The organism is Bacillus sp. FSL R7-0646, assembly GCF_037969865.1.
In the GTDB taxonomy this organism is placed as follows: domain Bacteria; phylum Bacillota; class Bacilli; order Bacillales; family Bacillaceae; genus Bacillus; species Bacillus licheniformis.
In genome coordinates this window covers 3,278,967-3,303,294 of the sequence record NZ_CP150217.1, presented here as the reverse complement: position 1 = coordinate 3,303,294, position 24,328 = coordinate 3,278,967, and the positions used below count along the sequence as shown (strand labels likewise).

The following is a 24,328-nucleotide window of genomic DNA, read 5'->3' as shown; positions in this document are numbered from 1 at the left end:
ATGAGTGCCATTTCAACAGAAACGTTAAGCTTAGGTTATGGAGAAACAATCATTATTGATGAGTTAAACTTAACGATCCCAAAAGGTGAAATCACCGTATTTATCGGCAGCAACGGCTGCGGTAAGTCGACTCTCCTTCGGTCTCTCGCACGTTTGATGAAGCCAAAGGGCGGTTCGGTGCTCCTCGAAGGCAGCTCCATCGCCAAGCTTCCGACGAAAGAAGTGGCAAAGGAGCTGGCCATTCTTCCTCAAGGCCCTTCGGCTCCGGAAGGCTTGACCGTTCTCCAGCTCGTTAGGCAGGGGCGGTATCCTTACCAAAACTGGCTGAAGCAATGGTCAGCAGAAGATGAAGAGGCCGTGCAAAGGGCTTTGAAAGCGACAAGAATGGAAGAACTGGCTGAGCGTACAGTCGATTCCTTGTCAGGAGGCCAGCGGCAGCGCGCTTGGATCGCGATGACGCTCGCCCAGGAAACGGATATCATTTTACTGGATGAACCGACGACATACTTGGATATGACGCATCAAATCGAAATTCTGGACCTATTGTTTGAATTAAATGAACACGAAAAGCGCACGATCGTGATGGTGCTGCACGATTTGAACCTCGCCTGCCGCTACGCCCACCACCTCGTCGCGATTAAAGATAAAAAGATATATGCCGAAGGCCGGCCTGAATCCATTATCAACTGCAAGCTTGTACAGGACGTTTTTGAAATGGACTGCGAAGTGACGAAAGATCCGCTTTTCGGCACGCCGCACTGCATTCCGTACGGAAAAGGAAGATGCATCGTCCAGCAGGTGGTTCAGTCCCATGCTTAATTTAACAAAAGAGGAGCTTGAGTCATTGCTTCGTTTCCGCCTTGGAACGAAGCAGACCGGCTCCTTATTCTCTGTTAAAGGAAACATGCTCCTTGATGAGGATTTTTTAGGCCGTTATGCAGAAGCTATAAAAGACAGGCTGAACGCTCCGAATCAAAAAGTTGCGGCTTCAATGCTCGTTAAGCGCGGCGGCATGCTTGCTGCGCTGCATTTCTATCTGTTTACGGTTTGCGGAAAACGGCTCCCAGCCGACCCGGCTTCCGTATCGTGGGAGATAGAAGCGGATGATCAAGGATGGACGCCGTCGTTTTATTTTCACAAAGGTGCTGAGCTTATCGAAGGGGACCGCACCGAAGAACTGAAAAAATTGACCGAAGATATCTTCAGGCGCCATTTGGGCGGCATGATCGAGGCCTGTCGACAGACATTCTCGATTTCAAAGCACATTCTTTGGGAAAATATTGCGGTTTATCTGTATTGGATGTACGACATGCTTCAGGAAGATCCGAAGCTCAAGGCACGGGCGGCGCGAGATTTCCGTTTTCTTCTTTACGAAGCAGAGCCAGGCCTTTTTGATGAAGGTGAGGACGAAAACCCTCTCAAAAGGTTTTATCCCGGACAGCATGCGGAGGATCGGACACGCACGACTTGCTGTCTGTATTATGCAACAGACGAAAACGGCGTCAAATGCAGAACATGCCCGAGAAATAAACATAAAGAAAGGGTGTCGTGAGTGGAAAAACTCAGGGAGCAGCTGGACGGACTGGTCGAGAAATATACGGAACTGCTTTTGGGCGAAACGGACGAAGAACTGAAAGAACAGGTGAAGATGTGGATCATCTACAGCCATATCGCCAAAAGCATGCCGCCCCTCGCCAAGCATTGGAACGGAGCTTATCCGGATGCGAAGCAGGGGATAAAAGAAGTAATCCGCCAGATTAAAGAACGTAATGAAGCGCACCGGGCGGCTAATCAGAAAAAATAAGCAGAGAGATTCCTCTGCTTATTTTTTGTTTATTGATTTTGCTGATAAGGCGACTGGTCTTGCAGTGTAGAATGGAACTGCTGATAGGACTGCTGGATTTTTTGGGCATCTTCTGCCTCCACCTTGTACCATCCGTTTTGAAACATTACCTGGTACAATCTGCGCTGAGCGTTTTGCGCCTCGTTAAACAGCGGCTGTACGGCCTGGTAAAGCGATTCATGGCTTAGTTCATTAAGCGCCGTCGAGTATGCTGACGTCATATATTTTTCGGTTGTCAGCAGTTCGTTGACAAAATCCCTGTCGTTCATCGCGCTCGTCTTTGGGACAGGGGTTTCCTGATTGCCGATTTTCTGTTGGTTTTGCTGATTCATCATTGACCTCCTATTGCATGTATGCTGACGGGTTTTGCGTTTGATTTTGACGAAGCTGCTCCAATATCATATTGTAATGGTGATGGTGCATTTGGCCGACCCTGTCGAGTTCTGTTTTAAGAGACTGATCCTGGCATTGATCCGCCATAAAATGCGCTTTTTTCATCGCGAGCAGGTTCCAGTTCAGCATATCCTGCAAATACAGATGGTCCTTCGTTGAAATGACCGGCGGCGGTGTTGTCATTCCTTGCTGCTGCATGCGTCTGCCTCCTTTTAGCGTTTATTTTTAGATTTCCTAACACAGCGGAAATTTATACCGGATGCTTAAAGGGGCTTAGTGATCTTCAGGAACATCCATATTATGCTTTTTATATTGCTGGTTTTGGCTTGTCCGTTTACCGCCCGCATCCGTCTTTTTATAATCCGGACCTGCATTGCCTTTTATGCTTGCGGCGCTGACTGCGGCAGAAGATGGATTTTTTCTTTCACGTACCAAGGCCTTCACCTCCTCTCTATTGGTTTGTCCCAAAAGCGGGGAAACATGTAAACACGGCAAGATCATACCCGATGAAAAAAATTCAGAAATTTTGCACCAAGTTATTGAACTCGCTTCCAAAATCTTTTAAGATGAAAGAAGACAGGAGAGTTTATTTTTTTGGAGTAAAAATGAATGAGTATTCATTCAAAGGTGGGGGAGGATCTTTCATGGTCAAGCATATTCGAAAAGCCGCCGTTATCGGTTCCGGTGTTATGGGTTCCGGCATCGCGGCTCACTTAGCCAATATCGGGATTCCTGTATTACTGCTCGATATGGTGCCGCATGAATTAACAGATGAGGAAAGGAAAAAAGGCCGCACCCTTGAAGACCCGGATGTGCGCAATCGGCTGGCACGGACAGCCGTACAAAAGCTGCTAAAGCAAAAACCGGCTCCGCTGACTTCAAAGAAGAATATCAGCCGTATCAGCACAGGGAACATGGAAGACGATTTTGAAAAGATTAAAGATGCCGACTGGATTATTGAAGTTGTTGTCGAAAACCTGGAGATCAAAAAGCAAGTGTTTTCAAAGGTCGATCAATACAGAAAACAAGGAAGCATCGTCAGCAGCAACACATCAGGCATCTCCGTCAGGCAGATGGCTGAGGGAAGGTCCGCTGATTTTAAAAAGCACTTTTTAGGAACGCACTTCTTCAATCCGGCCCGCTATTTAAAGCTCCTTGAGGTGATTCCGATTGACGAAACGGAGCCCGAAGTGCTGTCCTTTATGAAGAAATTCGGCGAAGACGTTCTTGGCAAAGGGGTTGTTGAAGCGAAAGACACGCCAAACTTTATCGCCAACCGCATCGGAACCTACGGCTTGCTTGTGACGGTTCAGGAAATGCTGAAAGGCGGCTACACGATAGGCGAAGTCGATTCGATTACAGGTCCGCTGATCGGACGCCCGAAAAGCGCGACCTTCAGAACGCTCGATGTCGTCGGCCTTGATACATTTTCACACGTTGCCAAAAATGTCTATAACCAAGTCACGGGCGAAGAAAAAAACGTTTTCCGGCTCCCTGAATTTATTGAACAAATGCTCGAAAAAGGCTGGATCGGGAGCAAAGCGAAACAAGGTTTTTACAAAAAAGAAGGAAAAGACATCCTTGAGCTCGATCCGATGACGATGACCTACAGCGCGCGTCAAACATTAAAAACATCGGGACTGGAAGCGGCCAAGCAAATGAAAGGCGCAGGAGCGAGATTGAAAGCGCTTGTTTATTCCGATGACAGGGCGGGAAGCCTCCTTTGGAAGATTACAGCTCCGACGCTTGTATATTCGGCGGAGCTGACAGGGGAAATCGCCGACAGCATAACGGCGGTTGATCAGGCGATGAAATGGGGATTCGGCTGGTCGGAAGGGCCGTTTGAAATGTGGGACAGCATCGGTGTGAAAAGCTCGGTGCAAAAGCTTGAAGCAGAGGGCTGGAAGGTCGCGGACTGGGTGAAGGAAATGCTCGCAAAAGGACATGAAACCTTCTACCTTAAGGAAAACGGAAAGACGTTCTACTACTGTTTTGAAAGCGGCGAATACAGGGCGCTTCAAGAAAACAAGAAAACGATCCATTTGTCGTCACTCAAAGAAACAAAAGGCGTCATCAAGAAAAACAGCGGGGCAAGTTTGGTCGATTTAGGCGATGATGTCGCACTGCTCGAATTTCACTCGAAAAGCAACGCAATCGGCCTGGACATCATTCAAATGCTGAAATTTGCTCTCGAGGAAGTAGACGCCAACTATAAAGGGCTTGTGATCGGCAACCAGGGCAAAAATTTCTGCGTCGGAGCCAATCTCGCGATGATGCTGATGGAAGCTCAAGACGACAACTATATGGAAATTGACATGATCATCCGTCAGTTCCAAGAGACGATGATGAAAGTGAAATACAGTTCCAAGCCGGTCGTCGCTGCTCCGTTCGGCATGACGCTTGGCGGGGGGACTGAGCTATGCCTGCCTGCTGCCCGTGTTCAAGCCTCAAGCGAATCATACATGGGCCTCGTTGAAACAGGCGTCGGTCTGATTCCGGGCGGCGGAGGCAATAAAGAGCTTTATTTAAATTACTTGAAAGGGCTGCCTGAAGGCGTTAAACCGGATATCCAGGAGGCCGCCATCAAGACGTTTGAGACAATTGCCCTTGCAAAAACGTCGACTTCGGCTCAAGAAGCGAAAGAACTGAACATCTTAACCGCAGAGGATCAAATCAGCATCAATCAGGATCACTTGTTATACGATGCCAAAAAACTCGTCCTGACACTTTCCGAAAGCGGCTACCGTCCGCCGGTGAAAGAGAAAGTTCCGGTGACGGGCGAAACCGGCTATGCGGCGCTCCTGCTCGGTGCTGAATCGTTAAAACTTTCCGGCGCCATCTCTGAACACGACATGAAGATTGCGAAAAAACTGGCGTTTGTCATCGCGGGCGGCCGAGTTCCATTCGGCGCCGAAGTAACGGAAGAATACTTGCTCAATTTGGAAAGAGAAGCGTTTCTGAGCCTTGTGAGCGAACCGAAATCGCAGGCGAGAATGCAGCATATGCTTGTGAAAGGCAAACCTTTGCGTAATTAGGAGGGAAAATAATGAAAGAGGCAGTTATTGTATCGGGGGCGAGAACCCCGATCGGAAAAGCAAAAAAAGGCTCATTGAGGACTGTCCGTCCCGATGATTTAGGCGCATATGCGGTGAGAGAGACGCTGAAAAGAGCGGGCGGTTATGAAGGGAATATCGATGATTTGATCATCGGCTGCGCTACGCCGGAAGCCGAACAAGGCTTGAATATGGCGCGCAATATCGGCGCGCTTGCCGGTCTGCCGCACACAGTTCCGGCCGTTACGATCAACAGATATTGTTCATCAGGACTTCAATCAATCGCTTACGGGGCCGAAAAAATCATGCTTGGAGCTGCTGACACGATCATTGCAGGCGGCGCCGAATCGATGAGCATCGTGCCGATGATGGGTCATATCGTCAGACCGAACGCGGCTCTGGCGGAAACGGCTCCTGAATATTATATGGGAATGGGCCATACGGCTGAACAGGTTGCCGTCAAATACGGCGTTTCCAGGGAGGACCAAGATGCATTTGCCGTCAACAGCCATCAAAAAGCAGCCAAGGCGATCGCGGAAGGAAAGTTCGAAGATGAAATCGTCCCGGTGGACGTCACCGTCAGAGAAGTGGATGAACATCATAACCTGAAGGAGCGGACGTTTACTTTCTCTGCCGATGAAGGTGTACGCCCGGGGACAACCAAAGACGTTCTGTCAACGTTGAAACCGGCGTTTTCGGCAAACGGCTCGGTTACGGCAGGGAATTCCTCGCAGACGAGCGACGGGGCTGCCGCAGTGATGATCATGGACAGAGAAAAAGCGGACGCACTCGGGTTAAAGCCCCTCGCAAAATTTCGTTCGTTCGCAGTCGGCGGCGTTCCGCCGGAAGTGATGGGCATCGGCCCTGTGGAAGCAGTCCCAAGGGCGCTGAAGATGGCGGGACTTGAGCTGTCGGATATCGGTTTATTCGAATTAAATGAGGCGTTTGCATCGCAAGCGATCCAGGTCATCAGGTCGCTTGGCATTGATGAAGAAAAAGTCAATGTCAACGGCGGAGCGATTGCGCTCGGACATCCGCTCGGCTGCACGGGTACAAAGCTGACGCTGACATTGATCCACGAAATGCGCCGGAGAAGCGAGCAATTCGGCATTGTGACGATGTGTATCGGCGGAGGCATGGGAGCAGCAGGGGTATTCGAATTAGTTTAATCACAAGGGGGATGGAACAATGGAACAAACAAAAGATCATATGAAAAAAGGCGGCGCCTTTCTGATCGAAGAGGTAACGGCTGATCAGATGTTCACACCGGAAGATTTCACAGATGAACATAAAATGATCGCCAAAACGACTGAGGATTATATTCTCGGAGATGTGCTACCGTACATCGACGAAATTGAAGAGCACAATTTCGATCATTCTGTCAGGCTTCTGAAAAAAGCCGGCGAACTCGGGCTTCTCGGAGCTGACGTTCCTGAGGAGTATGGCGGACTCGGACTTGATAAAATCAGCTCGGCGTTAATCACCGAAAAATTTTCAAGAGCGGGGAGCTTTTCGTTATCGTACGGGGCGCACGTAGGGATCGGCACGCTTCCGATCGTATTTTTCGGAACCGAGGAGCAAAAGAAAAAGTATCTGCCGTCCCTTGCAACGGGGGAAAAGTTTGCAGCCTATGCTTTAACAGAGCCGGGCTCCGGGTCTGATGCATTAGGGGCAAAAACAACGGCCGTTTTGAATGAGGCGGGAACCCACTATATATTAAACGGCGAAAAGCAATGGATTACAAACTCAGCCTTTGCTGATATTTTCATCGTCTATGCGAAAATAGACGGCGAACATTTCTCGGCCTTCATTGTGGAAAAAGACTACTCAGGCGTCTCCACAGGGCCTGAAGAGAAAAAAATGGGCATCAAAGGCTCTTCGACCCGCACGCTCATCTTAGACCAGGTTCAAGTTCCAAAAGAAAACCTATTAGGTGAACCGGGAAAAGGGCATGTCATCGCCTTCAATATTTTAAATATCGGACGCTATAAGCTCGCTGTCGGGACAATCGGCGCTTCGAAACGGGTCATCGAGCTGTCCGCTTCATACGCCAATCAGCGCCAGCAGTTTAAGACACCGATTTCAAAGTTCAGCTTAATTGGGGAAAAAATCGCCAACATGTCAGTCAAACTTTATGCGATGGAAAGCTCTGTTTATCGTACGGTCGGGCTGTTTGAAGACAAAATGGGCACCTTGAGCGAAGAAGAGCAAAAAGACGGGCGCCAGGTTGCGAAATCGATCGCAGAATATGCAATCGAATGCTCCCTTAACAAAGTATTCGGATCTGAAACGCTTGATTATATCGTTGATGAAGGCGTTCAAATCCACGGCGGTTACGGATTCATGCAGGAATACGAAGTGGAGCGGGCTTACCGCGATTCACGGATTAACCGGATTTTTGAAGGCACAAACGAAATCAACCGGCTCATCGTCCCGGGCACCTACATGAAAAAAGCGATGAAAGGCGAGCTTCCTCTGTTTGAGAAAGCAAAGGCTCTTCAGGAAGAACTGATGATGCTCATGCCTGAAGAACCAGGTGACGGCGTTCTCGAACAGGAAAAGTATCTGCTGAGAAACGCCAAAAAGACCGCGCTCATGATCGCGGGACTCGCCGCGCAAAAATACGGAAAAGCGCTCGACCAGGAGCAGGAAATCCTCGTCAACATCGCCGACATTGTCAGCCAGATCTACGCAATGGAAGCAGCTATTTTACGTACTGAAAAAGCCATCCGGGCAACCGGCGAAGACAAAAACGCACAGAAAATTCTTTATACGCAAATTTTTGCGCAGGAAGCCTTTCAGGAAATTGAAAGCCATGCCAAAGAATCGCTCATTGCGATGGAATCAGGCGATTCGCTGCGCATGATGCTGTCCGCGCTGCGCAAATTGACGCGCTTTACGCCTGTCAACGTGATTGAGAAAAAGCGCCAGGCAGCCAAGGGAGTCTTTGAAGCTGAGAAATATATCGTTTAAACGAGAAGCCCTGCTTTAATGCAGGGCTTTCTGAGCTGTTAATAGAACCCGAGCACTGTTTTAGGTTTTTCATTCGATCTATGTTAAAATTACCTCGATTAAATGAGAGGGGTGTATGTATGGCTTTGGATTTTTACTGGTATCCGAAATGCGGGACATGCCGCAAAGCGAAAAAATGGCTCGAAGACCACGGAAAAGAAATCAATGGGATACATATCGCAGAACAGCCGCCGAGCAAGGAAAAACTGAAAGAGCTCTACGAGAAAAGCGGGCTTGAATTGAAGAAGTTTTTCAACACGAGCGGCCAAAAATACCGCGAACTCGGCCTGAAAGACAAGCTGCAAAGCATGTCTGAAGATGAGCAGCTGGAACTGCTTGCATCAGACGGTATGCTGATCAAACGCCCAATTACGACAGACGGCAGTAAAGTAACGGTCGGTTTTAAAGAAGATCAGTTTAAGACATACTGGTTATAACACATCAAAATATGATATCTTCAATGTAGGATCGATTAAAACACTTTATGGAGGGGTTAGCATGAGCACACCGAAAGAGTTGCGTTATTCAGAAGAACACGAATGGGTGAAAACCGAAGGAGATAAAGTCAGAATCGGCATTACAGACTTTGCACAATCTGAGCTTGGAGACATCGTATTTGTCGAGCTTCCTGAAGTGGGAGACGAAATCAAAGCGGACGAGCCTTTTGGCAGCGTTGAATCCGTAAAGACCGTTTCTGAGCTGTATGCCCCGATCAACGGAAAAGTGGTCGAAGTGAACGAAGATCTGGAAGACAGCCCTGAATTCGTCAACGAGTCTCCGTATGAAAAGGCTTGGATGATTGTCGTCGAGCCGTCAGACGCTTCTGAAATCGAAAACCTGATGACAGCCGGGCAATATGAGGACATGATAAAAGAAGACTAAACAGGATAGACATTCGTCGTTTGGATACTCTATATCAGGAGGGGGTGTCCAAATTGACGCTGAAAAAAGAACGTATTGATATTACAGAACATGTGGAAAGCCGATTAAAAAACGGCGGAACGCAGCTGTATCATGAAAATGAGCTGATCGGCCGAATGACCGGCAAGGATCAATACGAGTTGAAATCTGGATATTCATTCCAAGATGAAAAGTTTTACAAAATGGCGGATACCGTAAGCGGACCGGATGCTAAATATGTAGACTGTGATGACCACCAAGGCTGGTGTTAATCAAGTCAGGCGGTGAATATTCACTGCCTTTTTTTACAAGTAAATCTTTAAAGGTGATCCATATGCCGGAAAATGAAAAAGTCATGATCGTCGAAGGGAAATCAGATAAGCAAAAAGTGAAGCATGTCATCGAAGAGCCCGTGGACATCATATGCACAAACGGAACGATCAGCCAGGCAAAACTCGATGAATTCGCTGAGACGCTGTTCGATAAAGACGTTTATATCCTGGTGGATGCCGATGAATCAGGCGAAAAGCTCCGCCGGCAGCTGAAGAGGGAGCTTCCCCAAGCTTCGCATCTATACATTGATAGAGTATACAAAGAAGTCGCTTCCGCCCCGAGTCAGCATGTTGCAGAAGTATTATTTCGTTCAAACATCCGGGTACATACAAAATATCTATTATAAAACGTATTGAGGTGCGGTTCAACAGATGCAAGAACTTCAAGAAAAAGAGCTAAAACGGCTAGAGCATGAAACTTGTCTTCTATATGTATACACGCCGTTCTGCGGAACGTGTCAGCTGGCCGGAAGAATGCTGGAGGTCGTTGATGAAATGATGAAGGACATTCCTTTTTATAAAAACAATCTCAATTACTCCCCGTCATTTGCCAAACAGCAGGAAATTGAAAGCGTCCCGTGTTTTATCCTTTACAAAAAAGGGCGAGTCGTCAAAAAAGAATACGCTTTTCACTCCGTTTCCTACTTATATGATACGATTAAACAAAATCTTGTGGATTAAGGGCGGTTTTGACATATTTCTCGGGAAATAACCAGCAAAAACTTGTCGAGCAATTCCTAAAGGAACTCCTGCAGCAGACAGAGAATCTGTAAGTATGACCAATTTACAGGAGGTTATACAGTTGGAGAAAATGGGATTGATAGAAAGAGAGGGCAAGGCTCTTTTTTTAAAACCTCTATTATCTACAACGGCTTTGCTGATTACGTTTCAAGGAGAGAAAGAAGCTTTTACGTTAGCAATCAACGAAAAAGGGGAAATGGAAAAATATTCTCCTGTAGAAAAAGCTCATTTGACCTTTTTTGGAGAGCAAAGCGAGATTATTGACCTTCTTCATGGCGACATTTCATTGCAGCATCTCGTACAGCGCGGCACTGTTAAAGTAAAAGGCTCTTTTAGAGCTTTATTGAAGCTTGAAGCGATTTTATGGCTGACGGACGGCTTCTTTAAAAACAGCGATCTTTATTCATAGACTTTTTAAAAATTCAAAAAATCGGCACATTCCGTGTATTAGTCAGACAGGGACGGGCGTTTACGCTCGTCTCTTTTCGCCGTAGGACGATTGTCTTACGAAAAATAGTTGACAACTATTTTTTCGCATGATATCCTACTTTAAGAATTCCGATCATAATAATCAAAAAATAAATATATGTTTCTCTTATCCAGAGAGGTGGAGGGAAGTGCCCTATGAAACCCGGCAACCATCAACACGTGTTGAAATGGTGCCAATTCACGCGAAGCGTTATGCTTTGAAAGATGAGAGAAAGGCCCAGACTTTTCCAAAGCCTTTCTGCTCATGTGTGCAGAAAGGCTTTTTTCGTTGATTGATCAGGAATTTAGACAACTATGAGAATTGAGCAAGAAAGCAGGTGATGGCTTTTGATAAATCTTCAAAATGTTTCAAAGATTTATCGGTCAAAGCATGGAGATGTCAATGCTGTCCAAGATGTCACCCTTACGATTAAAAAAGGTGAAATCTTCGGAATTATTGGATATAGCGGAGCCGGAAAAAGCTCCTTGATCCGTCTCTTGAACGGACTTGAACAGCCGACTTCAGGCACGGTTGAAGTAGCCGGCAGAAAAATCAGCGAGATCAAAGGGAAGAAGCTGAGGAAAGCAAGGCAGGAAATCAGCATGATTTTCCAGCATTTCAACCTGTTATGGTCGAGAACGGTGCGCGACAATATTGCGTTTCCGCTGGAGATCGCCGGTGTCAGCAAAGCAAAACGTCTGGAAAGAGTCGCTGAACTGATTAAGCTTGTCGGTCTTGAAGGCAAGGAAAACGCCTACCCTTCACAGCTGAGCGGAGGCCAAAAGCAGCGCGTCGGCATCGCACGGGCGCTCGCAAACAATCCGAAAGTTCTGTTATGCGATGAAGCGACATCAGCGCTTGATCCGCAGACGACTGATTCGATTCTGGGTCTTCTGTCCGATATCAATGAAAGGCTCGGACTGACCATTGTCCTGATCACTCATGAAATGCATGTCATCAGGAAAATCTGCCACAGAGTGGCCGTCATGGAAAACGGAAAGGTCGTAGAAGAAGGCGATGTACTGAACGTCTTCATCAAGCCGAAGGAAGAAATGACAAAGCGCTTTGTTCAGCAGGTAACAGAACCGGTGGAAACAAAGGAAACGCTGAAGCATTTCCTCGAAGAAACGACATCCGGGCGGACGATCAAGCTCACTTTCGTCGGCGAAGCGGCCGAATCGCCGCTGATCACGCAGATCATTCGGAAGTTCGATGTTGAAGTCAACATCCTTCAAGGCAAAATCTCGCAGACTCAGGACGGTGCATACGGTTCATTGTTCATACATGTCGACGGACGTGAAAACGAGGTCAATGACGTGGTCGATTTCATCAAGAGCCGCCAGGTAGAAGCAGAGGTGATCACGAATGTTTGAAAAACTGTTTCCAAACGTAGATATGGAGCAGCTGTGGGAAGCAACGTATGAAACGATATATATGACAGGAATTTCCCTATTGTTTGCTTTTATCATCGGAGTGATTCTCGGCATGCTGCTCTATTTGACTTCAAAAGGCAACATTTGGCAGAACCGAGTCGTTAACGGTGTAATCTCGGCAATCGTCAATGTGTTCAGGTCTATTCCTTTTATCATATTGATTATTTTGCTGCTCGGTTTCACAAAGTTTTTAATGAATACGATTCTGGGGCCGAATGCCGCTCTTCCGGCTTTGATTATCGCATCCGCTCCGTTCTATGCCCGCCTGGTTGAAATTGCTTTGCGCGAGGTCGACAAAGGCGTGATTGAAGCAGCGAAATCGATGGGGGCAAAAACATCGACGATCATATTTAAAGTGCTCCTGCCCGAATCGATGCCGGCGCTGATCTCAGGCATTACGGTTACAGCCATTGCACTGATCGGTTCGACAGCGATGGCCGGAGCAATCGGTTCAGGCGGACTCGGGAACCTTGCCTATGTAAACGGCTTTCAGATGAACAATCCCGATATTATACTGATCGCCACTATTTTCATCTTAGCTATTGTGTTCATCATCCAATTTATCGGGGATTTTATAACAAATAAATTAGACAAACGTTAGGGAGGACACCAACATGAAAAAAGGTTTATTAACAGCTTTATTCATCATTTTTGCAGGCGTTTTGGCCGCTTGCGGATCTTCCAGCAGCGAAGGAGATAAAGACAGCAAAGTCATTACAGTCGGAGCGACGCCGACGCCTCACGCCGAAATCCTTGAAGAAGCAAAACCGCTTTTGAAAGAAAAAGGCTATGAGCTTAAAATCAAAAATTTCACGGACTACAAACTGATCAACAAAGCGCTCGCTACAAAAGATCTTGATGCGAACTACTTCCAGCACGTCCCTTACCTTGAACAGGAAATGAAAGAAAACAAAGATTACGATCTAGTCAACGTCGGTGCGGTACACCTTGAGCCATTCGGCATTTACTCTAAAAAGTATAAATCTTTAAAAGACCTTCCTGACGGTGCAAAAATTATTATGAGCAACAATGCCGCTGAACAGGGCCGCATGCTTGCAATGCTTGAAAATGCGGGACTGATCAAGCTGAAATCAGGCATTGAAAAAGTAGATGCGACAGTAAAAGATATTACAGAAAACAAGAAAAACCTGAAAATCAAAAATGATGTGGCGCCTGAAATGACGGCAAAAGCATACGAAGCTAATGAAGCAGACGCAGTGTTCATCAATGTGAACTATGCGATCCAAAACAAGCTGAATCCGAAAACTGATTCAATCGAACTTGAGTCTCCAAAAGACAATCCTTACGCTAACATCATCGCCGTCCGCAAAGGCGACGAAGATTCTGACAAAGTAAAAGCTCTGATGGAAGTATTGCGCTCTGACGACATCAAAAAGTTCATCGACAAAAAATATAAAGGCTCTGTCATTTCTGTATCTGAGTAAATGAAAGAACACCCCGGTTTCGGAGAAAACCGGGGTTTTTTCGCGTATTTTTTGAAAAGAGGCTCATAATAAAAAAGACTACCTACTGAAAATGGAGGAACAAAACGTGAATCAGCATGAATCAGAAGGCATTATCGAATCCGCACTGCACGAATATAAGGCGGGGATCGGCATCTTTTCCGAAAAAATGCCCGGAATTGCCGCCAAATACAACGAATTTACCGAAGAGTGCTTTAAAAAAGGCGTGCTCAGCGAAAAGGATAAGCAGCTGATCGCACTGGGCATCAGTGTCAATACGCAGGATGAATATTGCATTATTTATCACATCAAGGGCTGCCTGGATTGCGGAGCATCGGAGGAAGAAATTCTTGAGGCAGTCGGTGTAACTGCTGCATTTGGCGGAGGCGCAGCCATGAGCCAAGCCGTCACGCTCGTTTTGCAGGCGATGGAAGAATTCCAGCAGATGAAGCATTGATTTTTCGACCGTGAAAGCATATTGAAAGCACACACATCTTTGCAGAGTTTGTATATAACTGGTACTATGTAAGAAAATCTCTGAAAGGATGATTCATTATTTGTTCAAGCCAAGATCAGCTTGACCTTGAATTCACGGCCGAAATGGAAAAAGCGATGCACAAGTCGCATGGAATGGGGTACGAGGAGTACAGCAGAAGCCATGTGAATCGGCTTGAAGTTGAGAAAAGACGAGAAAAGCAGTATCAAAAAAGCAAGCAGATCGTATCAGACTTGCCCATAATCGGATAAAACGCGAGGGGGACGGATGCCGATCCGTCCTTCTCCATGTTCTTAGAAGCCGCTTGACCTTAATTAAAGGAAAAGGTAAAATTTAAATATGAATACATGATCATATATCAATTTAAGAGGGGGATTTAAAATGGCTCATTCTCACGGACATACAGGACACAGCCACCATGGCAGCCGATCAGCAAATCAAAAAGCGCTGTTCATCAGCTTCGGTTTAATTTTTACTTTTATGATGATTGAAGTGATAGGCGGAATATTGACGAACAGCCTCGCTTTGCTGTCAGATGCGGGACATATGCTCAGCGACGCTGCGGCGCTTGGCTTCAGCCTCTTGGCGTTTAAAATTGGGGAAAAGGCCGCAAGCGCGAGCAAAACATTCGGCTACAGGCGCTTTGAGATTTTGGCTGCGTTTATCAATGGCATCACCCTGCTTTTGATTTCACTTTATATTTTTTGGGAAGCATACAATCGCTTTTTCAGCCCGCCGGAAGTCGCGGGAAGGGGTATGCTTGCGATTGCGACGGTTGGTCTGTTCGTCAACATTGCTGCGGCCTGGGTAATAATGAAAGGCGACACAAGCGGGAATTTAAATATGCGGAGCGCTTTTTTGCACATCATCGGCGATATGCTGGGCTCTTTCGGGGCGATCATCGCGGGCCTCCTTATGCTTTTCTTCAATTGGAACATCGCCGATCCAATCGCCAGCGCCGTCGTCGCTGCTTTGGTTCTCGTCAGCGGCTGGCGGGTGACGAAAGACTCGGTGCATATATTAATGGAAGGAAAACCGAAAGACATTGATGCGGAGGCGCTTAAAAACGGCCTGCTTTCCATCCCGTCGGTCAGGGAGGTTCACGACCTCCACATTTGGTCGATCTCATCCGATATGCCGTCATTAAGCTGCCATATCGTAGCGGATGAAAACAGTGACAGGGATAGAATTTTAAAACAAGTATCAAAATATCTAAGGAAAGAATGCAACGTGGAGCATGTGACGGTTCAAATAGAAGGGGAGCGCTGTTCCCCTCATGAATCGTGCAGCCTGGGAGCAAACCATCCCCGCTCTTAATGACGGATGTACCGATTGTTTTCGACAGCTTGGTAATAAATTCCGCTTTTCTGCCCCGGGAAGTTTTCTTGTCCCAATCTCTTTAAGAACAAATCGTTTTTTGTTAAACTTGAGAACATGTACACGAAAAGATAGGAAGACTATTGTTGTATTCAATTTTCATTTGTTATAAAATTAGAATGAGAATAAATTGAGAATGATGATTATCTATAATTGGAGGTATATTTCATGGCTGCTTCGACATTAACAATCAAAGATCTTCACGTTGAGATTGAAGGGAAAGAGATTTTAAAAGGTGTAAACCTTGAAATAAAAGGCGGGGAATTCCACGCTGTAATGGGACCGAACGGAACGGGTAAATCAACTTTATCCGCGGCGATCATGGGACACCCTAAATACGAAGTGACGAAAGGAAGCATCACGCTGGACGGCAAGGACGTTCTGGAAATGGAAGTGGACGAGCGCGCTCAAGCCGGTCTGTTTTTGGCTATGCAGTATCCGAGTGAAATCAGCGGTGTTACAAATGCCGATTTTCTCCGTTCAGCGATCAACGCGCGCAGAGAAGAAGGCGACGAGATTTCTTTAATGAAATTCATCCGCAAAATGGACGAAAACATGGAATTTCTTGAAATGGACCCTGATATGGCGCAGCGCTACCTGAACGAAGGTTTTTCAGGCGGTGAGAAAAAGCGCAACGAGATCCTTCAGCTGATGATGATCGAACCGAAAATCGCGATTCTTGACGAAATCGATTCAGGTTTGGATATCGACGCCCTTAAAGTCGTTTCAAAAGGAATCAACAAAATGCGCGGCGAGAACTTTGGCTGCCTGATCATCACGCACTATCAGCGCCTCTTGAACTACATTACGCCTGACCATGTGCACGTCATGATGCAGGGCCGCGTCGTGAAATCCGGCGGACCTGAACTTGCACAGCGCCTTGAGGCTGAAGGATATGACTGGATTAAGCATGAGCTTGGAATCGAAGACGAAACTGTCGGTCAAGAAGCGTAAGCGTTAGGGGGATAAACATGACATTGGAAACAAAACTATCTGTAGATCGGGAATATGTCAAAAGCTTCTCTGAGAAGCACCAGGAACCGGCATGGCTGCAAGATCTACGCTTAGAAGCGCTTGAAAAAGCAGAAGATCTGCCGCTGCCGAAACCTGATAAAACAAAAATTACAAATTGGAATTTTACACGGTTTGATAAGCATACTGTAGAAAATAAACCGCTTGATTCTTTGGATGATCTTTCAGATGAGGTCAAATCGCTGATCGATCTTGGAAATGAAGACAAAACGCTTTATGTCCAGAGAGACCAGACGCCGGCTTACCTTTCTCTTTCAAAAGAGCTGCAGGATAAAGGCGTCATCTTTACAGATATTCATACTGCGTTCCGCGAACACGGCGAGCTTGTCAAAAAGTACTTTATGAAAGACGGCGTAAAAGCCGATGAGCATAAATTAACTGCATTGCATGCAGCCCTCCTGAACGGCGGAGCCTTCCTTTACGTACCGAAAAACGTCGAGCTGGAAGCTCCGGTGCAGGCTGTTTATGTCCATGAAAGCAACGATACAACGCTTTTCAACCATGTACTTGTCGTTGCAGATGACAACAGTGCCGTCACATATGTAGAAAACTACATCAGCACGGTGAATCCTAAGGAAGCGGTCTTTAACATCGTGTCAGAAGTGATCACAGGCGCGAATGCCCGCGTGCAATACGGAGCCGTCGACAACCTTTCCGCAGGGGTAACGGCTTATGTCAGCCGCCGCGGAACTGCACTCGGACGCGACAGCAAAATTGAATGGGCGCTCGGTTTGATGAATGACGGAGACACCATTTCTGAAAACACGACGAATCTGCATGGAGACGGCACATTCGGCGATACGAAAACGGTTGTCGTCGGCAGAGGAGAACAGACTCAAAACTTTACAACGCAAATCATTCACCACGGAAAGCATTCAGAAGGCTATATTTTAAAACACGGCGTTATGAAAGATTCCGCGTCTTCGATCTTCAACGGTATCGGAAAGATCGAGCACGGCGCGTCAAAATCAAATGCAGAGCAGGAGTCACGCGTTCTTATGCTGAGTGAAAAAGCGCGCGGCGACGCAAACCCGATCCTATTAATCGATGAAGACGATGTAACGGCAGGACACGCTGCATCTGTCGGCCGCGTCGATCCGGTTCAGCTCTACTATTTGATGAGCCGCGGAATTCCTAAAGAAGAAGCAGAGCGCCTCGTCATTTACGGCTTCCTCGCACCGGTTGTCAATGAACTTCCGATTGAAGGCGTGAAGAAGCAGCTGGTCTCTGTGATTGAAAGGAAAGTAAAATAATGAATGCTAAAGATATTCGCGAACAGTTTCCGATTCTCAGCCAACAGGTCAACGGACACGATCTCGTTTATTTGGACAGCGCGGCCACCTCGCAAAAGCCGCGCGTCGTCATTGAGACGCTTGATGAGTATTACAACTCTTACAATTCCAATGTCCATCGCGGCGTCCATACATTAGGAACAAAAGCAACGGATGGATATGAAGGAGCACGTGAGAAGGTCAGGAAGTTTATAAACGCGAAATCGATGCAGGAAATTATTTTCACAAGGGGTACGACAACGGCCCTGAACACGGTTGCGCTCAGCTATGCCCGCGCAAACCTTAAGCCCGGTGATGAAATCGTCATTACACCGATGGAGCACCATGCGAATATTATTCCGTGGCAGCAGGCTGTCAAAGCAACCGGCGCCACGCTGAAGTACATTCCGCTTCAGGAAGACGGCACCATTTCCTTGGACGATGTCAGGGAAACGGTGACGGAAAATACAAAAATCGTCTCTGCAGCGCATGTTTCAAACGTTCTCGGTACGATCAACCCGATTAAGGAAATGGCCAAAATCGCCCACGAACACGGCGCGGTCATGGTCGTAGACGGTGCGCAAAGCACGCCGCACATGAAAATTGACGTCCAGGATTTGGACTGCGATTTCTATACGTTTTCAGCCCACAAAATGTGTGGTCCGACCGGAATCGGGGTATTGTATGGAAAAAAAGCATTGCTTGAAAACATGGAACCTGCAGAATTCGGCGGAGAAATGATCGATTTTGTCGGTCTTTACGAATCGACTTGGAAGGAGCTGCCTTGGAAATTCGAAGCCGGCACACCGATCATTGCCGGCGCGATCGGATTGGGAGCGGCGATTGACTTCCTTGAAGACATCGGACTTGATGAAATATTAGCGCATGAACACCGTTTGGCGGCATACGCGCTGGAGCGCTTTAAAGAGCTTGAAGGCGCTGTTGTCTATGGTCCGGCCGAACGTGCAGGACTCGTGACGTTCAACCTTGAAGACGTTCATCCGCACGATGTGGCAACCGTGCTGGATGCAGAAGGGGTCGCCGTCAGAGCCGGCCATCACTGCGCGCAGCCTTTAATGAAATGGCTGAACGTCTCCGCCACTGCAAGAGCGAGCTTTTATCTGTATAATACGGAAGAAGACATCGACAAACTGATTGAAGCTCTTCAGAAGACAAAGGAGTATTTCACAAATGTCTTTTAATGTGAACTTGGATACACTGTATCGCCAGGTGATTATGGATCACTATAAAAACCCGAGAAATAAAGGGGTTTTGAATGACAGCATCGTCGTTGACATGAACAACCCGACATGCGGTGACCGGATCAGGCTGACGATGAAGATAACGGACGGTAAAGTAGAAGATGCAAAATTTGAAGGCGAAGGATGCTCAATCTCAATGGCTTCTGCGTCTATGATGACACAGGCGATCAAAGGGAAAGACGTGGAGACCGCCCTTCAAATGTCACGGATCTTTTCAGATATGATGCAGGGCAAAGACTACGACGATTCGATTGATTTAGGAGATATTGAAGCTCTGCAAGGCGTTTCAAAATTTCCGGCCCGAATTAAATGCGCAACATTGTCATGGAAAGCCCTCGAAAAAGGCGTTTCCAAAGAAAACAGCGATAACGAATAAAGATTGGAGTGAAAATGGATGGCTAAGAAAATGCCGGATATCGGCGAATATAAATACGGTTTTGCCGACAAAGACGTTTCCATTTTCCGTTCAGAGCGGGGATTGACAAAAGAAATCGTTGAAGAAATTTCACGCATGAAAGAAGAGCCACAGTGGATGCTCGACTTTCGCTTGAAATCTCTTGAACACTTCTACAATATGCCAATGCCGCAATGGGGCGGAGATTTAAACTCATTAAACTTTGATGAAATCACATACTATGTAAAGCCTTCTGAGCGTTCAGAAAGATCATGGGACGAAGTGCCTGAGGAAATCAAACAGACATTTGACAAGCTCGGAATCCCAGAAGCTGAGCAAAAATATTTGGCCGGTGTATCCGCGCAATATGAGTCAGAAGTCGTTTACCATAACATGAAAGAAGACCTTGAGTCTCAAGGGATCGTCTTCAAAGACACAGACAGCGCCCTCAAAGAAAATGAAGACATTTTCCGCGAGCATTGGGCAAAAGTCATCCCGCCGACTGACAACAAGTTTGCGGCCTTGAACTCAGCGGTATGGTCAGGCGGATCATTCATCTACGTGCCAAAAGGCGTAAAAGTGGATACTCCGCTGCAAGCATACTTCCGCATCAACTCAGAAAACATGGGACAGTTCGAACGGACGCTGATCATCGTAGACGAAGGCGCTCACGTCCACTATGTAGAGGGATGTACAGCACCTGTTTATACGACGAACTCCCTTCACAGCGCGGTTGTTGAGATCATCGTTAAAAAAGGCGGCTACTGCCGTTATACAACGATTCAAAACTGGGCGAACAACGTCTTCAACCTTGTGACAAAGCGTGCGGTTTGTGAAGAAAACGCGACGATGGAATGGATCGACGGAAACATCGGCTCCAAGCTGACAATGAAATATCCTGCCGTTATCCTGAAAGGCGAAGGCGCGCGCGGCATGACGCTTTCTATCGCCCTGGCAGGAAAAGGACAGCATCAGGATGCCGGTGCGAAAATGATTCACCTTGCACCGAATACGTCATCCACAATCGTTTCAAAATCAATCTCAAAACAAGGCGGAAAAGTCACATACCGCGGAATCGTACACTTCGGACGCAAAGCCGAAGGCGCCCGCTCAAACATCGAGTGCGACACGCTTATCATGGACAACAAATCAACTTCTGATACAATCCCATACAATGAAATTTTGAACGACAACATTTCATTGGAGCACGAAGCGAAAGTATCAAAAGTATCTGAAGAGCAGCTCTTCTACTTGATGAGCCGCGGTATTTCTGAAGAAGAAGCAACAGAAATGATCGTCATGGGCTTCATCGAGCCGTTCACGAAAGAACTGCCGATGGAATACGCAGTCGAAATGAACCGTCTTATCAAGTTCGAGATGGAAGGGTCTATTGGTTAACCCTTGATACTAAAGGGGGTGATCAGACTTCGATTTGATTGCACCCGAATAAACTTTATGTTTGTGTACCGCAGATATAATCTATTGCCTATCGATTTTCTAAAAGGCGTAGAAATGTATCTGCGGTTTTTTCTTTAGCTTTTTATTTCATAAAAGAGGTTTGAATTTTGCTTCCTAACGATTAGTTATGCCAAATTACATATCAACAGGAAAATATAATCCTTCATCTGTTCTGCCTTCCTTCCTATACTTCTAAAATTCACCCAAACACGGAAAACGAATCATATTGATTAGGCCAAAAAACCTCTAACTTATAAAGATTTCTGAGAATGTTGTTGTGAAAAATTATTACTTTTATGTAAAATGATGACTATGAATAAAAAGGGAATTGCTATTTTGGGTTTTTAGAAAAATTATAATCTTGCGAGAAAGGAAGAGGATATGTGAGCGTGATACCATATGATTTGGTTGCGACGAAAATGAATTTTTGGTATACAGCCTTAAAAAACAATTGGACAGGCAAGGCTGAGGATACTAAGAAAGAAGTTGAACGAGAATTAGAACAAATGGAACAAAATCAGGATGTGATTGTCTATTACAACTTACTGCTCTTCCGGCATAATCTTCAACTTGATTATATGTATTCTAAACCCGGTGTAAATTTAAATAGTCGTTTTGATGAGTTCAAAAAGATTCGCGATCAGAATAATCTGGAAGGAATGTTGGATTATTATTATCATTTTTTCGCTGGAATGTATCATTTCAGACAAAAAGAATTAATCCTTGCGCTGAATTTTTATAGGGATGCCGAGAAAAAACTCGATTCTTTTGATTGTGATGAACTGGAAAAGGCTGAATTTTATTTCAAGGCATCTGAAGTGTATTACCATATGAAACAAACCATCTTTTCGATGAATTATGCAAGTCGTGCGTATAACTTATTCAAAAAGTATGATACTTACGGTGAGCGTCGAGTACAAAGTCAGTTTATTATTGCAGGTAACTGGCTAGATCATATGTATCCCGAAAAAGCTCTACATAATTTAAATAAAGAGCTTAAAGAGTCAGAGACACAAGGAATTCTTCATCTTATGGGTTCATCACATTTAAATATCGGAATATGCTACAATAAATTGGAAGATGTCGATAAAGCAACCTACAATTTTCAAAGAGCTCTGAACCTTTATAAAGAGGAGAAGCATAGTTTTTTGCCAAAAACATTATTCAACCTCGCACATGTCAGGGCAAAGCAAGGGAAGTTGTCAATAACTGATGACCTATACTATGAAGGCAAAGAGTTGGCTGAAAAGAACAAGAATTTAGATATTCTTGCAAAGTTTGATTTAATAAAAGGGCTTTATCTTTCATTTGATCTGGATATGGTTCGCGAATCGTTCAAGTTTTTCGAAAGTAAAGGCAAGTATGCAGACATGGAGGAATACGGTCTTATAGCGGCTGAACTATTAGAGAAAAAAGAAAAAATTCGAGATGCAGTGGAATTCTACCGGATAACAGTTAATGCGAGAAGACAAATTCAAAGGAGTGCTTTTCTACATGTAAACTAAATCGTTCTAGGGGTAGTTAAAGCAGCAGGATTTCTTACTATAAAAAAGAATTTCCCCCAGCATTATTAAAACCTCAAATTTTGATTACTTGATTATTATTTTAAGTAATCGCAGAAAGAAAGGTCGGTCTATGGCAAGCTATTTAAAATCCAGAATCGTATCTTATCTGTTTATTCTTTTGGAAGTGGGGACCGGATTCGCAATTTGCGAGGTGTCAATGGAAAATCCGAATTACTCCTCAGCTTGCGCGGTCTTTATCATAGGTTTTACGATTGGGGAATGCTTCATGATTAGAAAATGGTAAATTTTGATCATGACGGGATACTCTTTACCCTCTTCTATAAAAGTGGGACAGACAGTTGAAAAGCCGGTAAATTCATAGCCTTGTATTTCAACAGTAACTTCTTCTATATGCGGGTTTCATTTTTTCATCTTTGCTTAATACATTAAATCACCTCCTTTATACAGTATTTGTCCATTAAAGAAGAACAGGATCTTCTTGTCAAATATCTTTATTAGATCATATTGTCATGTATAATGAAGGGTATAGCATGTGACATTCATACTGTATAAGAAAGGATATGACCAGTGAAAATGTTGAAAAAGGCTGTGTTGATAGCCGCTGTTTTCTTGCTGGCCGCATTTGCCGGGAGTACAGAAGCCTTTGCTATGCCTTCCAAAGGCGCGGTGAAATTCAGGACGGATGCCAATACATATACGAAATCAGCCACTTCGATCGTTGTCACTGGAAAAAGCCCTGTTACGGGAACGATGATTGCCGTCAGGCTGATCAATAAAAAAGGGACTGTCCTGATCTATCGAGATGTTCATTTAACGCGCGGAAAGCCTCATTTTCGGGTGAGCTTTCCGACGAAAAAGCTGAAACCGGGCAAGTATGACGTCTGGGTGGATGCCGTCAAAGGAAAGAAGTGGCACGGGGAATTGAAGCGCTACATTGTCATCAAGCATTGATCTCTTTTATGATGGACGGAGGGCTGTGTAATGACTGTCGTGGGTTTTTGCGTATTATTATGTTCTGCATTTATCCATGCATCGTGGAACTATCTTTCTAAAAAAGCCGATGGAGGCGTTCCGTTTATCTGGCTGTTCACAGCGATTGCAGCCGTCATCTACACGCCGTTGGCCATAGGTGTCGTCATATATGAAAAGCCTGAGATCGGCATCTGGCAGCTTGTCATCATCATGGCGAGCATCCTTGCTCACTTGGGCTTTTTTCTTGTTCTTCAAAAAGGATACAAAAAGGGCGATCTCTCCCTTGTCTATCCGATCGCGAGGGGGACAGGCCCGCTGCTCACCTGCATGCTGGCGGTCGCCTTTTTTGGCGAGACGTTGACGCTGCCCGCTATTATAGGGATTCTATTGATTGTGATCAGCATTCTTTTTTTTACAGGGGGAGTGAAGCGGTTAAAAGAATCAGGCTCGTTCACACCGGTTCTTTACGGGCTGGCGGTCGGCGGCATTATTGCCGCATATACTCTCCTTGATAAAGCAGCGGTCAGCCGGTTTCTCATTCCGCCATTGCTGCTGGATTATTGCAATACGCTCGGCCGCCTGGTCATATTGACTCCTTATGCCGCGAAAAGCTGGAGTGAAGTCCGGTTTGAGTGGAAGCATCACCGGATGGAAGCTGTCGGGGTCGGGGTTTTTAATTCTTTGGCTTATATTTTGGCGCTGAGTGTCATGGTATTTGCCCCGGTCAGCTATGTGGCGCCTGTTCGGGAAATCAGCATTTTAATCGGAACCGTGATGGGGGCGGTTCTTTTGTCCGAAGGTTTCGGACGACTGAGGATCATCGCGGCTGCCTTAATGGTGCTTGGCGTGATATCGGTAGCCGCTGGTTAGGTTGTGCTCCATCGGTGTGATCCGTTATATT

At 45.9% G+C, this 24,328-nt stretch carries 28 protein-coding genes and 1 riboswitch; of the genes, 25 read left to right on the top strand and 3 right to left on the bottom strand.

Translation table 11 applies throughout. The features are described from left to right. The 3 genes from MKY62_RS17240 to MKY62_RS17230 are packed head-to-tail and all read left to right on the top strand — an operon-like array spanning position 1 to position 1,804. Positions 1-819, top strand: coding sequence for an ABC transporter ATP-binding protein (locus tag MKY62_RS17240; protein WP_003185084.1), 819 nt, complete (start codon positions 1-3; stop codon positions 817-819). After that, entirely contained in the window at positions 812-1,552 is a 741-nt protein-coding gene (locus MKY62_RS17235; RefSeq protein ID WP_003185082.1) for an IucA/IucC family C-terminal-domain containing protein, read from the top strand. The genes MKY62_RS17240 and MKY62_RS17235 overlap by 8 nt, the downstream gene beginning before the upstream one ends. Then, entirely contained in the window at positions 1,553-1,804 is a 252-nt protein-coding gene (locus tag MKY62_RS17230; protein ID WP_003185080.1) for a YusU family protein, read from the top strand. It abuts the gene before it with no gap. Between the two features lie 29 nt (positions 1,805-1,833). Here the strand turns inward: MKY62_RS17230 and MKY62_RS17225 are convergent, their stop codons facing one another. From MKY62_RS17225 to MKY62_RS17215, 3 genes are all read right to left on the bottom strand, one after another. Further along, the gene (locus tag MKY62_RS17225; protein WP_003185077.1) at positions 1,834-2,175 is read right to left on the bottom strand and encodes a spore coat protein; all 342 of its coding nucleotides are present in this window, start codon (positions 2,173-2,175) and stop codon (positions 1,834-1,836) included. Between the two features lie 10 nt (positions 2,176-2,185). Then, positions 2,186-2,434: a hypothetical protein gene (locus MKY62_RS17220; RefSeq protein ID WP_003185076.1), complete on the bottom strand. Its 249-nt coding sequence runs from the start codon at positions 2,432-2,434 to the stop codon at positions 2,186-2,188. A 75-nt stretch (positions 2,435-2,509) separates the two neighbouring features. Next, on the bottom strand, positions 2,510-2,671 hold the full coding sequence (locus MKY62_RS17215; protein ID WP_003185074.1) for a YuzL family protein: 162 nt from the start codon (positions 2,669-2,671) through the stop codon (positions 2,510-2,512). Positions 2,672-2,880: 209 nt separating this feature from the next. Here MKY62_RS17215 and MKY62_RS17210 point away from each other — a divergent pair, with 209 nt between their 5' ends. From MKY62_RS17210 to MKY62_RS17105, 22 genes are all read left to right on the top strand, one after another. Then, positions 2,881-5,271, top strand: a complete 2,391-nt coding sequence (locus MKY62_RS17210) for a 3-hydroxyacyl-CoA dehydrogenase/enoyl-CoA hydratase family protein (protein WP_003185072.1) — start codon at positions 2,881-2,883, stop codon at positions 5,269-5,271. Positions 5,272-5,282: 11 nt separating this feature from the next. Next, positions 5,283-6,458 carry an acetyl-CoA C-acetyltransferase gene (locus tag MKY62_RS17205; RefSeq protein ID WP_003185071.1) on the top strand — a complete coding sequence of 392 codons (1,176 nt, stop codon included), beginning with the start codon at positions 5,283-5,285 and terminating at the stop codon, positions 6,456-6,458. A 19-nt stretch (positions 6,459-6,477) separates the two neighbouring features. Continuing rightward, positions 6,478-8,262, top strand: coding sequence for an acyl-CoA dehydrogenase family protein (locus MKY62_RS17200; protein ID WP_003185070.1), 1,785 nt, complete (start codon positions 6,478-6,480; stop codon positions 8,260-8,262). A 119-nt stretch (positions 8,263-8,381) separates the two neighbouring features. Then, positions 8,382-8,738, top strand: coding sequence for an arsenate reductase family protein (locus MKY62_RS17195; RefSeq protein ID WP_003185068.1), 357 nt, complete (start codon positions 8,382-8,384; stop codon positions 8,736-8,738). Positions 8,739-8,799: 61 nt separating this feature from the next. Then, positions 8,800-9,183: a glycine cleavage system protein GcvH gene (gene gcvH / locus MKY62_RS17190; protein ID WP_003185066.1), complete on the top strand. Its 384-nt coding sequence runs from the start codon at positions 8,800-8,802 to the stop codon at positions 9,181-9,183. A gap of 53 nt (positions 9,184-9,236) precedes the next feature. Next, entirely contained in the window at positions 9,237-9,473 is a 237-nt protein-coding gene (locus MKY62_RS17185) for a YusG family protein (protein ID WP_003185065.1), read from the top strand. A 62-nt stretch (positions 9,474-9,535) separates the two neighbouring features. Then, the gene (locus MKY62_RS17180) at positions 9,536-9,880 is read left to right on the top strand and encodes a toprim domain-containing protein (RefSeq protein WP_003185062.1); all 345 of its coding nucleotides are present in this window, start codon (positions 9,536-9,538) and stop codon (positions 9,878-9,880) included. A gap of 25 nt (positions 9,881-9,905) precedes the next feature. Then, the gene (locus MKY62_RS17175) at positions 9,906-10,214 is read left to right on the top strand and encodes a thioredoxin family protein (RefSeq protein WP_003185060.1); all 309 of its coding nucleotides are present in this window, start codon (positions 9,906-9,908) and stop codon (positions 10,212-10,214) included. Positions 10,215-10,335: 121 nt separating this feature from the next. Further along, the gene (locus MKY62_RS17170; RefSeq protein WP_003185057.1) at positions 10,336-10,683 is read left to right on the top strand and encodes an SCP2 sterol-binding domain-containing protein; all 348 of its coding nucleotides are present in this window, start codon (positions 10,336-10,338) and stop codon (positions 10,681-10,683) included. Positions 10,684-10,866: 183 nt separating this feature from the next. Continuing rightward, positions 10,867-10,974, top strand: a riboswitch (SAM riboswitch). Between the two features lie 116 nt (positions 10,975-11,090). Then, a complete protein-coding gene (gene metN / locus MKY62_RS17165; RefSeq protein WP_003185055.1) occupies positions 11,091-12,116 on the top strand; it encodes a methionine ABC transporter ATP-binding protein MetN in 1,026 nt (341 codons plus the stop codon). Continuing rightward, positions 12,109-12,777, top strand: coding sequence for a methionine ABC transporter permease (locus MKY62_RS17160; RefSeq protein WP_003185053.1), 669 nt, complete (start codon positions 12,109-12,111; stop codon positions 12,775-12,777). The genes metN and MKY62_RS17160 overlap by 8 nt, the downstream gene beginning before the upstream one ends. 13 nt (positions 12,778-12,790) lie before the next feature. After that, a complete protein-coding gene (gene metQ / locus MKY62_RS17155; RefSeq protein WP_003185051.1) occupies positions 12,791-13,621 on the top strand; it encodes a methionine ABC transporter substrate-binding lipoprotein MetQ in 831 nt (276 codons plus the stop codon). 91 nt (positions 13,622-13,712) lie between these two features. Then, complete coding sequence (locus tag MKY62_RS17150) at positions 13,713-14,096, top strand: carboxymuconolactone decarboxylase family protein (protein ID WP_016886133.1); 384 nt, start codon at positions 13,713-13,715, stop codon at positions 14,094-14,096. A 420-nt stretch (positions 14,097-14,516) separates the two neighbouring features. Next, positions 14,517-15,452 carry a cation diffusion facilitator family transporter gene (locus MKY62_RS17145; protein ID WP_003185046.1) on the top strand — a complete coding sequence of 312 codons (936 nt, stop codon included), beginning with the start codon at positions 14,517-14,519 and terminating at the stop codon, positions 15,450-15,452. 228 nt (positions 15,453-15,680) lie between these two features. Continuing rightward, positions 15,681-16,466 carry a Fe-S cluster assembly ATPase SufC gene (sufC, locus tag MKY62_RS17140; protein WP_003185044.1) on the top strand — a complete coding sequence of 262 codons (786 nt, stop codon included), beginning with the start codon at positions 15,681-15,683 and terminating at the stop codon, positions 16,464-16,466. 17 nt (positions 16,467-16,483) lie between these two features. Then, positions 16,484-17,797 (top strand): Fe-S cluster assembly protein SufD, encoded by a 1,314-nt coding sequence (gene sufD, locus MKY62_RS17135; RefSeq protein ID WP_003185043.1) that lies wholly within the window; start codon positions 16,484-16,486, stop codon positions 17,795-17,797. After that, the gene (gene sufS / locus MKY62_RS17130) at positions 17,797-19,017 is read left to right on the top strand and encodes a cysteine desulfurase SufS (protein ID WP_003185041.1); all 1,221 of its coding nucleotides are present in this window, start codon (positions 17,797-17,799) and stop codon (positions 19,015-19,017) included. The genes sufD and sufS overlap by 1 nt, the downstream gene beginning before the upstream one ends. Then, positions 19,007-19,453: a Fe-S cluster assembly sulfur transfer protein SufU gene (sufU, locus tag MKY62_RS17125; protein ID WP_003185039.1), complete on the top strand. Its 447-nt coding sequence runs from the start codon at positions 19,007-19,009 to the stop codon at positions 19,451-19,453. The genes sufS and sufU overlap by 11 nt, the downstream gene beginning before the upstream one ends. An 18-nt stretch (positions 19,454-19,471) precedes the next feature. Then, a complete protein-coding gene (gene sufB / locus MKY62_RS17120; RefSeq protein ID WP_003185037.1) occupies positions 19,472-20,869 on the top strand; it encodes a Fe-S cluster assembly protein SufB in 1,398 nt (465 codons plus the stop codon). 443 nt (positions 20,870-21,312) lie between these two features. Beyond that, complete coding sequence (locus MKY62_RS17115; protein ID WP_339613805.1) at positions 21,313-22,434, top strand: tetratricopeptide repeat protein; 1,122 nt, start codon at positions 21,313-21,315, stop codon at positions 22,432-22,434. A gap of 588 nt (positions 22,435-23,022) precedes the next feature. Next, on the top strand, positions 23,023-23,406 hold the full coding sequence (locus MKY62_RS17110) for a hypothetical protein (RefSeq protein WP_003185033.1): 384 nt from the start codon (positions 23,023-23,025) through the stop codon (positions 23,404-23,406). A gap of 30 nt (positions 23,407-23,436) precedes the next feature. After that, a complete protein-coding gene (locus tag MKY62_RS17105) occupies positions 23,437-24,297 on the top strand; it encodes a DMT family transporter (protein ID WP_003185031.1) in 861 nt (286 codons plus the stop codon). Positions 24,298-24,328: the final 31 nt, after the last annotated feature.

Excerpts from the sequence above, each read along its gene's own strand:
- MKY62_RS17240 (WP_003185084.1), top strand. The coding sequence starts at position 1 with ATGAGTGCCATTTCAACAGAAACGTTAAGCTTAGGTTATGGAGAAACA.
- MKY62_RS17235 (WP_003185082.1), top strand. The coding sequence starts at position 812 with ATGCTTAATTTAACAAAAGAGGAGCTTGAGTCATTGCTTCGTTTCCGC.
- MKY62_RS17225 (WP_003185077.1), bottom strand. The coding sequence starts at position 2,175 with ATGAATCAGCAAAACCAACAGAAAATCGGCAATCAGGAAACCCCTGTC.
- MKY62_RS17220 (WP_003185076.1), bottom strand. The coding sequence starts at position 2,434 with ATGCAGCAGCAAGGAATGACAACACCGCCGCCGGTCATTTCAACGAAG.
- MKY62_RS17210 (WP_003185072.1), top strand. The coding sequence starts at position 2,881 with ATGGTCAAGCATATTCGAAAAGCCGCCGTTATCGGTTCCGGTGTTATG.
- MKY62_RS17205 (WP_003185071.1), top strand. The coding sequence starts at position 5,283 with ATGAAAGAGGCAGTTATTGTATCGGGGGCGAGAACCCCGATCGGAAAA.
- MKY62_RS17200 (WP_003185070.1), top strand. The coding sequence starts at position 6,478 with ATGGAACAAACAAAAGATCATATGAAAAAAGGCGGCGCCTTTCTGATC.
- MKY62_RS17195 (WP_003185068.1), top strand. The coding sequence starts at position 8,382 with ATGGCTTTGGATTTTTACTGGTATCCGAAATGCGGGACATGCCGCAAA.
- gcvH (WP_003185066.1), top strand. The coding sequence starts at position 8,800 with ATGAGCACACCGAAAGAGTTGCGTTATTCAGAAGAACACGAATGGGTG.
- MKY62_RS17180 (WP_003185062.1), top strand. The coding sequence starts at position 9,536 with ATGCCGGAAAATGAAAAAGTCATGATCGTCGAAGGGAAATCAGATAAG.
- MKY62_RS17175 (WP_003185060.1), top strand. The coding sequence starts at position 9,906 with ATGCAAGAACTTCAAGAAAAAGAGCTAAAACGGCTAGAGCATGAAACT.
- MKY62_RS17160 (WP_003185053.1), top strand. The coding sequence starts at position 12,109 with ATGTTTGAAAAACTGTTTCCAAACGTAGATATGGAGCAGCTGTGGGAA.
- metQ (WP_003185051.1), top strand. The coding sequence starts at position 12,791 with ATGAAAAAAGGTTTATTAACAGCTTTATTCATCATTTTTGCAGGCGTT.
- MKY62_RS17150 (WP_016886133.1), top strand. The coding sequence starts at position 13,713 with ATGGAGGAACAAAACGTGAATCAGCATGAATCAGAAGGCATTATCGAA.
- MKY62_RS17145 (WP_003185046.1), top strand. The coding sequence starts at position 14,517 with ATGGCTCATTCTCACGGACATACAGGACACAGCCACCATGGCAGCCGA.
- sufC (WP_003185044.1), top strand. The coding sequence starts at position 15,681 with ATGGCTGCTTCGACATTAACAATCAAAGATCTTCACGTTGAGATTGAA.
- sufD (WP_003185043.1), top strand. The coding sequence starts at position 16,484 with ATGACATTGGAAACAAAACTATCTGTAGATCGGGAATATGTCAAAAGC.
- sufS (WP_003185041.1), top strand. The coding sequence starts at position 17,797 with ATGAATGCTAAAGATATTCGCGAACAGTTTCCGATTCTCAGCCAACAG.
- sufU (WP_003185039.1), top strand. The coding sequence starts at position 19,007 with ATGTCTTTTAATGTGAACTTGGATACACTGTATCGCCAGGTGATTATG.
- sufB (WP_003185037.1), top strand. The coding sequence starts at position 19,472 with ATGGCTAAGAAAATGCCGGATATCGGCGAATATAAATACGGTTTTGCC.
- MKY62_RS17105 (WP_003185031.1), top strand. The coding sequence starts at position 23,437 with ATGACTGTCGTGGGTTTTTGCGTATTATTATGTTCTGCATTTATCCAT.